This window comes from Cupriavidus basilensis, from assembly GCF_029335485.1.
Taxonomy (GTDB): domain Bacteria; phylum Pseudomonadota; class Gammaproteobacteria; order Burkholderiales; family Burkholderiaceae; genus Cupriavidus; species Cupriavidus basilensis_E.
Genome location: NZ_JARJLM010000342.1, coordinates 1 through 8,752, shown reverse-complemented (window position 1 = coordinate 8,752; position 8,752 = coordinate 1). Strand labels below are relative to the sequence as shown.

Below are 8,752 nucleotides of genomic sequence, written 5' to 3'. Positions count from 1 at the left end.
CCGGCGCGGCAGCACGGACTATCAGCGCGCCAACGGCGACGCCAGCCAGGGCGGCCTCAATCCCTGCCTCGGCCCGCTTGCGACAGGTCCGTTCTATGCCATCCGCCTCTACCCTGGCGACATCGGCGCGGCAACCGGCCTGCTGACCGATGCCGACGCACGCACGCTCGACGCCGCCGGGAAGCCCATTCCAGGCCTGTATGCCTGCGGCAACGATATGCACTCCATCATGGGCGGCGCCTATCCCGGCCCCGGCATCACCATCGGCCCGGGCCTGACCTTTGCCTATCTGGCCGCCCGGCATGCCGTTTCACGCGCTCATGGTGCATCGGGCGATGAGGCGCGCGCCCCCACTCCGGCTCCCGGCAACCCCGCTCCACTCTCACGCGAACCACGCAACATGCACGAGTGCCTCCGATAGCGGACGCGCCAGACCTCGACTGACCGGTGGCGACAAGACTGCCGGCTTCCACCTCCCCAAACCGGAACGCGGCATCGCCGCCTTCAGGAGACAACCCATGATCCATTCCCGCCTCGCCTCGCATGCGACTGGCGCGCCTGCCAACACCTTCGGCCAAAAGCTGCGCAATGCCTTCGCCGTAGGCAGGGTCCGCTGGGGCATGCTGGCCCTGGTGTTCTTCGCCACCACGCTCAACTACATCGACCGCGCCGCGCTGGGCGTGTTGCAGCCGGTGCTGGCCAAGGCCATGAACTGGACCGCCCAGGACTACGCCAACATCAATTTCTGGTTCCAGGTCGGCTACGCCGTCGGCTTTGCCGCGCAGGGCCGCCTGATCGACAAAGTGGGCGTGAAGCGTGCCTTCCTGCTTGCGGTGCTGCTGTGGAGCGTCGCGGCCGGCGCGCACGGGCTCGCGGTCTCGGCCGCCGGCTTCATGGTCTGCCGCTTCTTCCTTGGCCTGACCGAAGCCGCCAACTACCCCGCCTGCGTCAAGACCACGCGGCTGTGGTTTCCGGCCGGCGAGCGCGCCATGGCCACCGGCATCTTCAACGCCGGCACCAATGTCGGCGCACTGGTCGCGCCGGTGATGCTGCCGCTGATCCTGGCGGCCTGGGGCTGGCAGGCGGCTTTCTACTGCATTGGCGCGCTGGGCATCGTCTGGGCGGTGTTCTGGGTGCGCAACTACTACGATCCCGAGCAACATCCGCGCGTCGGCCAGCGCGAGATGCAATACGTGCAGCAAGGCGTGGAACCGGCGCCGCAGAAGGTGCCGTATTCGCGCATCCTGCGCATGCGCGGCACCTGGGCCTTCGCCCTCGCCTACACCATCACCGCGCCGGTGTTCTGGTTCTATCTTTACTGGCTGCCGCCCTTCCTCAACCAGCAATACAACCTCGGCATCAGCGTGACGCAGATGGGCATTCCGCTGATCGTGATCTACCTGATGGCGGACGTGGGCAGCATTGGCGGCGGCGCGCTGTCGTCGCTCCTGATCAGCCGCGGCATGGCGCCCGTGAAGGCACGGCTGCTGTCGATGCTGGTCTTTGCCATCTGCATCACCACGATCGTGCTCGCCGCCGGCGCCAGCAGCCTGTGGATGGCGGTGGCCGCCATCTCGATCGCGATCGCCGCGCACCAGGCCTGGACCGCCAATATCTGGAGCATGGTGATGGACTACACGCCCAAGGAAGTGGTCAGCTCCGTATTCGGCTTCGGCGGCATGATCGGCGCCATCGGCGGCATGTTCATGACGCAGCTCGTCGGCTACGTCCTGACCAGGACCCATGACAACTACTCGGTGCTGTTCAGCATGATCCCGTGCGCCTACTTCATCGCGCTGGCCTGGCTGTACTTCATGGCACCGCGCTCGGCCGCAGCAGCTAGCGCGAGCCCGAGCCAGGCATAAGCAACGCCCGGCACGCCGGCCGGGCCCCCTCGCACGAATCCCGCTGAGCCGGCGGGATTCATGATCCCGGTGAATGCCGGCACCGGCACAGAGCTGCTTCAAACAGCCCGTGCAAATGGCAACAACAAAAGAGGACGGAGATTTCCATGAAGAAAATGCTAGTGCCGCTCGCGGCGCTGGGCGCACTCGCTCAGCCTGCGTTTGCGCAATCCAATGTCACCCTGTACGGGCTGATCGACACCACCATCCGTTTCACCACCCACGCGAACGCCGCCGGCAACAACAAGTGGGAGATGACCGATGGCGAACTCACCGGCAGCCGCTGGGGCCTGCGTGGCACCGAAGACCTCGGCAACAGCCTGAAGGCCTTCTACATCCTCGAATCGGGCTTCAGTCCAGATAGCGGCGCCAGCCTGCAAGGCGGCCGCCTGTTCGGTCGCACCGCCGTGATCGGCCTGGATGGCGACTTCGGCAAGCTCGCGCTGGGCCGACAGTACACCCTCGCGCATGAGATCCTGTCTTCCTACGAGGCCATGGCTTTCGCCAACAACTCCATCGTCGGCTACCAGGGCGGCAACTACACCGGCCTGCGCTACGACAACACCATCAAGTACATCAAGTCCTTCGGCGGCCTGCAGGCCGCCGCCGCCTATACCTTCGGCGAGGTCGCCGGAAATTTCACCGCCAGCAACGCCACCGCCGGCTCGCTGGTCTACAGCACCGGTCCGATCGAAGTCGGCGCCGTCTACCAGGTCACGCATGACGTTTCCTCCGCCTTCTTCGGCGCCGTGCCGGCAGCGCAGGCCAGCAAGCAGACCGTGTGGGGGCTGGGCGGCACCTGGAAGACGGCCCGCGCACAGTATTACCTCGGCTACACCAACAACCGCCTCGATGTCGCCGACTACCGCAACAACGTGGGTTATGTCGGCACCCGCGTGAACATCACCGATGCGCTCAGCCTGATCGGCACCGTACAGTACGACTGGCTCAAGCATGCCGGCAACAGCGGCAAGCGCCTGACCACCGCGGCCATGCTGGACTACAACTTCAGCAAGCGCACCGATGTGTATGTGGCAGTGGATTACACGCAATTGCGCGGTGCCTGGATCGCGCTGAACGGTTCGCCCAACTTCAACAACAGCGGCAATATGTTCGGCAACACCACGCGCCTCGGTGCCATGGCAGGCATACGTCATAAATTCTAAAACAGATAAGCTGGGCGCATGCAGGGCTGCGCCCAGCGAAGACGCGACGCATGCGAGCTGTGGCAAGTGAGCGGGCGGCATGCTATGCGGCCTGCAGGTAGTACAGTAAAACCTTTGACAACGACCGACCACGCGGATGAACTGGTCGACCAGCTCCGTCAAGCCCACGGCCTGAAGCTGTCGCAGCAGTTCTTGCGACTCGCCAATGTACGAGCCCAGCCCGGATGCCGGCGCACCACCGGCTGCGCGCTCGATCGCTCCGACTGTGATCACCTCGGAGGGCTGTACACCCTTCCCTTCAACGCATGCTTGGATCGAGATGCGCATGGGAAGCTGCGGTAGTCTGAGTAGACAATAGACCCCACGGTTTCCCCCCTGCTTTTGGCCACTCCCCATCAACGTCGAACGGGAAACCCCAATCGTCTCTCGCCAGGTCAAGTACCTGAACAACGTCGCCGAGCAGGACCATCGGGCAATCAAGCGCATCAAGCGGCCCATGCCTGGATTCGTCCTGGTGTTTGAGTTTGATTGACCCGCATGGGCGGTCACCGCGGTATTCAGCGTGCCCAGTTGGATTCGGGTGCAACACATTGGTCCGCCTTCAGACTGTCAGGCACCACACTCGACACTGCGGCCACGGTTGCCATGGTTCCAATCCTCGTGCAGGCACCCGAACTCCTTGGCGCAAGACCCCTTTTCTACTTCGCACCAGCAAGTCGGCTGTGAGCAACACTCACCGCGCCCATTTGACGGCAGAACTCATCGTCGTGTAAATTCTATAATTCATTGGTTCAACCAACGACAAAATCTAGGTTGATTCGAATGCAACTCCTGTTGGCTGTCTTCGCCCGGTGGCAAGTCGGCGCCAGTGCGGTCTATGGGAGACACAAAAAACGAAATGGGATCGACTATTCCCAATTGGAGGAGATGCAATGAAGTCCAGAGTATGCATTGCGGCCGTTGGCGGGCTGTTCTCGATGGCTGCCCACGCGCAATCGAGCGTGACGCTCTATGGTGTCGTTGACGTGGGTGTGGAATATGCCAATCACCAGGCGGGCGGCGGGCACGACGTCGTTCGGGAAACCGCAGGCAATATTTCCGGTTCGCGATGGGGCCTCCGGGGCTCGGAAGATCTCGGTGCCGGCCTCAAAGGCGTCTTTGTTCTGGAAAGCGGCTTTGATCCGGACACCGGAAAATCGGGCCAGGGCAACCGGCTGTTCGGCCGCATGGCATATGTGGGCTTGCAGGGGGGATGGGGCAGCATTCTGCTAGGGCGGCAGCAAAACCTGCTGTTCGACTTTATCGCCAATTTCGACCCCATGGTTTTGGCCCCAAGGTACTCCATCTTCACCCAGGATCTCGGGTTCGTCGGGCGTGCGGACAATACGGTCAAGTATGTGGGCACGTTCGGCGGATTGAACGCGGCGGCCATGTACAGCTTCGGCGCGGATAGTGGGATTGCGGAGGGTAGCGAAGTTCCCGGCAACCCCAAGCTGGGACGGGAATATGGCATCCGCCTGGATTACTCGACGGGCCCGTTCAGCTTCGGTGGTGTCTATGACGAGATCAATACCGGCACCTTGACCGTCAATCCCAACGCCAAGACCCGGCGCGCGACATTTGCCGCAACCTACGCCACTGGCACGGTCGCGACCTACGCCGGCTACCGATGGGCGAAGGCATATGATGGCGCGTTGCTTCCCGGCGCAGTACCTGGCGCCGCGAATCAGGGTTCCAATCTTTGGTGGCTAGGCCTGAGATGGCAGGCAACGCCGGCAATTTCCCTGGCGGGCGCCGCCTACTATCAGGATTTCAAGAATACGAATGCGGATCCATGGCTGTTTGTTGGCTTTGCCAACTATGCCTTCTCAAAGCGTACCGATGTGTATCTTTCGGTAGGCTATACGAAGAACAGAGGTACGTCTGCCCTCGGCCTGGGCGCCGGCGCCGCAGGCTTTGGGAATACCGATCCGGGCATGAACCAATTCGGTACGACGATCGGCTTGCGCCACAAATTCTGAGCACTTTTCAATGTCGTGAGACTTCGCAGGATCGGCACCGAAGTCTCATAGGTTCATACGCGGCGCTCGACCGGATGGAGCGCTCGTGACTGTTGATCTCCCTTCATGGTGCAAGGGTTCGTGGCACTGTGTTGCACACAGTGCCACGTTTTTTTCCGGACGCCCAAGTGTAGAGCGGTTGGCCATAATGAGGAGGGTACCGATGTCATCGGATTCACGCCTGGAGAACGCGGTCCAGGAAGGAGATTTCAGCTCGCTTGAGCGCCTGCACGCAGGCCGCTTCAGCTGCCGGGCATTCTTGCCGCACCAGGTGCCGCGCGAAACGATTGAGCGAATCCTTCGCCTGGCACAACGAGCGGCATCCTGGTGTAATTCTCAACCCTGGAAGATGGTCATTGCGAGTGGCGTTGCCGCGGACCGGTTCCGTGAGGCGATGCTTGATGGGGTGGCGCGGGAGCCTGCTGCTCCGGATTTTCCGTGGCCACGCGAGTACCAGGGGATATACCAGGAGCGCAGGCGGGAATGCGGGCTGGCCTTATATGCGAGCGTAGGAGTTGCAAAAGGCGACAGGGAAGCCTCATCCAGACAGGCAGCAGAGAATTTCCGGCTGTTCGGCGCTCCACACGTAGCCATTGTCACGACGGATGAGGCGCTCGGCGTCTACGGCGCGATCGACTGCGGCGGCTATGTCAACAACTTCATGCTTGCTGCCCATGGCCTTGGCGTCGCCTGCGTGGCGCAGGCCGCGTTGGCATCCCGGCCGGCCTTGGTCCGTCGTCACTTTGGTCTGTCGGCGGACCGGTTGATCGTCTGCGGGGTCTCATTTGGCTTCCCAGACCACGCACATGCGGCAAATGGCTTCCGTACCACGCGAGCGGAATTGCCGGACGTCGCCAGCTGGGTGGACGAGTAGCTGCGGTGGCAATCCCCCTCCTCCGGGACGAAGCTGGCACACCATGGATCGCGCGTGCCTGGCTGATCGAGTGGACCTGTCTCGTTCTACGCAACACGCACTGTGTGAATCCGTGCCGCTTGATCACAATGCCACGATGGCCGATGCGCGTCGTATACGTCACGCCCGCAGCCCGGCTGGCGCGGCGATTACGCTGAACGCGATGCGTGCCGGCCATGCCGTTTAGCCGGCGCACCGCGGCTAAACGGTAGACGCCGGCTACCATGGCGGCTTACTCGACCGGCTCGTAGGGCAACCCGACGTAGTTCTCGGCAATGCTCTTCAGCCCGGCCTCCGAGCTTGTGAAGTAGTCGTAGTCGGTCCGCTGCATGCGCTTGTCGAATGGCTCGTTCTCCGGAAATTCATGCAGCAAGTTGGTCATGAACCAGGAAAAGCGCTCGGCTTTCCAGACGCGCCGCAGCGCGATATCCGAGTACTTGTCGAGCAGCTCTGTCCGGCCTTTCTGATAGACCAGCCGCAGGATGCGGTAGAGCGTACTGACATCGCTGGCCGCAAGGTTCAGGCCCTTTGCGCCGGTCGGGGGGACGATGTGCGCGGCATCGCCGACAAGGAACAGTTTTCCATACTGCATGGGCTCGACCACATAGCTGCGCAGCGGCGCGATGCTCTTCTCCATCGACGGGCCGGTCACAAGCTTGTCGGCCACCGCTTCCGGCAGGCGCCGCTTCAACTCTTCCCAGAAACGTTCGTCGGACCAATCCTCGACTCGCTCCGTCAATGGCACTTGCAGATAGTAGCGGCTGCGTGTGTGGGAACGCTGGCTGCAAAGCGCGAAGCCTCGGTCGTGATGCGCATAGATCAGTTCGTGACTGACCGGCGGCGTGTCGGATAGCAGGCCCAGCCAGCCGAAGGGGTAGACGCGCTCGTAGTGCTTCTGAACCTCCGCCGGGATGGTCTGCCGCGAGACACCGTGGAAGCCGTCGCAGCCGGCGATGTAATCGCAGTCCAGGCGGGCCGTTTCGCCGTCCCGCTCGAACGTGACATAAGGCTGCTCGTCCTTCACGCCATGGGGGCGGACGTTGGCAGCCTGATAGATCGTGGTGGCGCCGGCTGCCCTGCGGGCTTCCATCAGGTCGCGAGTCACTTCTGTCTGCCCGTAGACCAGTACTGTGCTGCCACCAGTCAGCGTCTTGAGGTCCACGCGGTCGCGTCGTCCCCCATACGTCAGCTCGATGCCTTCATGCACGAGCCCTTCCGCGTCCATGCGTTCGCTCACGCCGGCCTCGCGCATCAGGTCGACGGTACCTTGCTCCAGTACGCCGGCGCGGATGCGGCCAAGCACGTACTCGGGCGCCTGGCGTTCCAGGATGATGTTGTCGATGCCCGCGCGGGTCAGCAACTGCCCTAGCAGCAGGCCCGATGGCCCGGCGCCGATGATCGCGACCTGTGTCTTCATCTTGATTCCTCCTCAATGCCCCGTGACGTCGCCTGCCGCATGCGGCCAGTTCCGCCACGCGCTGTCATCACAGATCCATGAGCTTGGCCAGCACGTTGCGCTGAATCTCATTGCTGCCGCCCCCGATGGGCCCCACGCGCGAGTCACGGAAGAACATCTGCATGTCGTATTCCATCGAATAGCCTGCGCCACCGAGAACCTGCAGGCCGATGTCAGCGCACTTGAAGTTGTTATCGGTGGCGACGATCTTGGCGATGGAGGTTTCCTGCAAGGCGGGATGGCCTCCGTCGAGCAGTTCCGCGACACGATAGGTAGCCTGGCGTGCCGTCTCCGACATGATGAGCATGTCGGCAAGCTTGTGCTGGATGACCTGGAACTTCGAGATCGGCTGGCCGAACTGGATTCTGTCCTTGGCGTAATCGCGCGCGTACTCTGTGATCTTGAAGCAATGACCGGACGAAATTGCCGCAAGCGCCAGGCGCTCAAGGCCCAGGCACTTCATGATGTTCTTCCATGCCATGCCTTCGCCGCCGATCAGGTTGCTGGCAGGCACATGGACATTATCGAAGAACACCTCATTGGCATGCGAGGTCCGCCGGCCGAGCATCGACAAGGGCTTGATGGTCACCCCCGGAGCCTTGGCGTCGACCAGCAACGTGCTGATGCCCTGGTGGCGATCTGCCCCGGTGTCGGTCTTGGTGATCACGACGAGGTAGTCCGCAACGTGGGCACAGGTGATCCAGACCTTGTTGCCATTGAGTACGAACTCATCACCTTCGCGGCGGGCGCTGGTCTTGATGCCGGCCACGTCCGAGCCGGTGCCCGGCTCGGACATGGCCAGCGCCAGCTTGGTCCTGCCAGCGATGATGCCAGGCACGATAGCCTGCTGAAGTTCCGGCGAACCGAACTTGGCGATATGCATGCCGGCATAGATTGCCGTGGTGGTCACGGCCTGGGCAATGCCGGTGTAGTAGTAGCCGAGCGTCTCCAGGAAAACGGCGATGTCCTTGAAACTGCCGCCCATGCCCCCGAGCGATTCGGGATAAAAAATCCCAAGATAGCCTGCTTCGGCCAGCGCATTGAAGGCTTCGTGCGGGAACTCACGCGCTTCGTCCATTTTGCGGATCTTGTCCCATGGAAGGTGGCGCGAAAGCAGGTCGAGCACGCCTTCGCGCATCATGCGCTGCTCGTCCGACAATCCGGCAATATTCATCAACGTCATTGCATACTCCAGAAGGTTGAAGCTGGGTCAGGTGACTTCGCCAGGACCGGGGTACCGGCGCAGGCTCCAG

At 62.4% G+C, this 8,752-nt stretch carries 7 protein-coding genes and 1 pseudogene; 6 read left to right on the top strand and 2 right to left on the bottom strand.

Annotated features, from left to right (window positions below; all coding sequences use genetic code 11):
* The 6 genes and pseudogenes from P3W85_RS20070 to P3W85_RS20045 all read left to right on the top strand — a co-directional run.
* The coding region (locus P3W85_RS20070; protein ID WP_276266093.1) for an FAD-binding protein at positions 1-421 on the top strand (421 nt) is incomplete at its 5' end.
* A 97-nt stretch (positions 422-518) separates the two neighbouring features.
* Positions 519-1,865, top strand: coding sequence for an MFS transporter (locus P3W85_RS20065; protein ID WP_276266092.1), 1,347 nt, complete (start codon positions 519-521; stop codon positions 1,863-1,865).
* A 146-nt stretch (positions 1,866-2,011) separates the two neighbouring features.
* The gene (locus P3W85_RS20060) at positions 2,012-3,070 is read left to right on the top strand and encodes a porin (protein WP_276266091.1); all 1,059 of its coding nucleotides are present in this window, start codon (positions 2,012-2,014) and stop codon (positions 3,068-3,070) included.
* 394 nt (positions 3,071-3,464) lie between these two features.
* Positions 3,465-3,578 (top strand): annotated as a pseudogene (locus P3W85_RS20055) (IS6 family transposase); the annotation flags it as partial.
* Between the two features lie 424 nt (positions 3,579-4,002).
* Positions 4,003-5,091, top strand: a complete 1,089-nt coding sequence (locus P3W85_RS20050; protein ID WP_017226105.1) for a porin — start codon at positions 4,003-4,005, stop codon at positions 5,089-5,091.
* A gap of 202 nt (positions 5,092-5,293) precedes the next feature.
* Positions 5,294-6,004 (top strand): nitroreductase, encoded by a 711-nt coding sequence (locus P3W85_RS20045; RefSeq protein WP_276266090.1) that lies wholly within the window; start codon positions 5,294-5,296, stop codon positions 6,002-6,004.
* A gap of 271 nt (positions 6,005-6,275) precedes the next feature.
* On the opposite strand, the gene pobA is transcribed toward P3W85_RS20045, so the two are convergent.
* A complete protein-coding gene (gene pobA / locus P3W85_RS20040; RefSeq protein WP_276266089.1) occupies positions 6,276-7,460 on the bottom strand; it encodes a 4-hydroxybenzoate 3-monooxygenase in 1,185 nt (394 codons plus the stop codon).
* Positions 7,461-7,527: 67 nt separating this feature from the next.
* Positions 7,528-8,682: an acyl-CoA dehydrogenase family protein gene (locus P3W85_RS20035; RefSeq protein ID WP_017226102.1), complete on the bottom strand. Its 1,155-nt coding sequence runs from the start codon at positions 8,680-8,682 to the stop codon at positions 7,528-7,530.
* Between the last annotated feature and the right edge of the window lie 70 nt (positions 8,683-8,752).

Bases quoted from the DNA above. Each gene is read 5' to 3' on its own strand.
- P3W85_RS20065 (WP_276266092.1), top strand. From the start codon at position 519: ATGATCCATTCCCGCCTCGCCTCGCATGCGACTGGCGCGCCTGCCAAC.
- P3W85_RS20060 (WP_276266091.1), top strand. From the start codon at position 2,012: ATGAAGAAAATGCTAGTGCCGCTCGCGGCGCTGGGCGCACTCGCTCAG.
- P3W85_RS20050 (WP_017226105.1), top strand. From the start codon at position 4,003: ATGAAGTCCAGAGTATGCATTGCGGCCGTTGGCGGGCTGTTCTCGATG.
- P3W85_RS20045 (WP_276266090.1), top strand. From the start codon at position 5,294: ATGTCATCGGATTCACGCCTGGAGAACGCGGTCCAGGAAGGAGATTTC.
- pobA (WP_276266089.1), bottom strand. From the start codon at position 7,460: ATGAAGACACAGGTCGCGATCATCGGCGCCGGGCCATCGGGCCTGCTG.
- P3W85_RS20035 (WP_017226102.1), bottom strand. From the start codon at position 8,682: ATGACGTTGATGAATATTGCCGGATTGTCGGACGAGCAGCGCATGATG.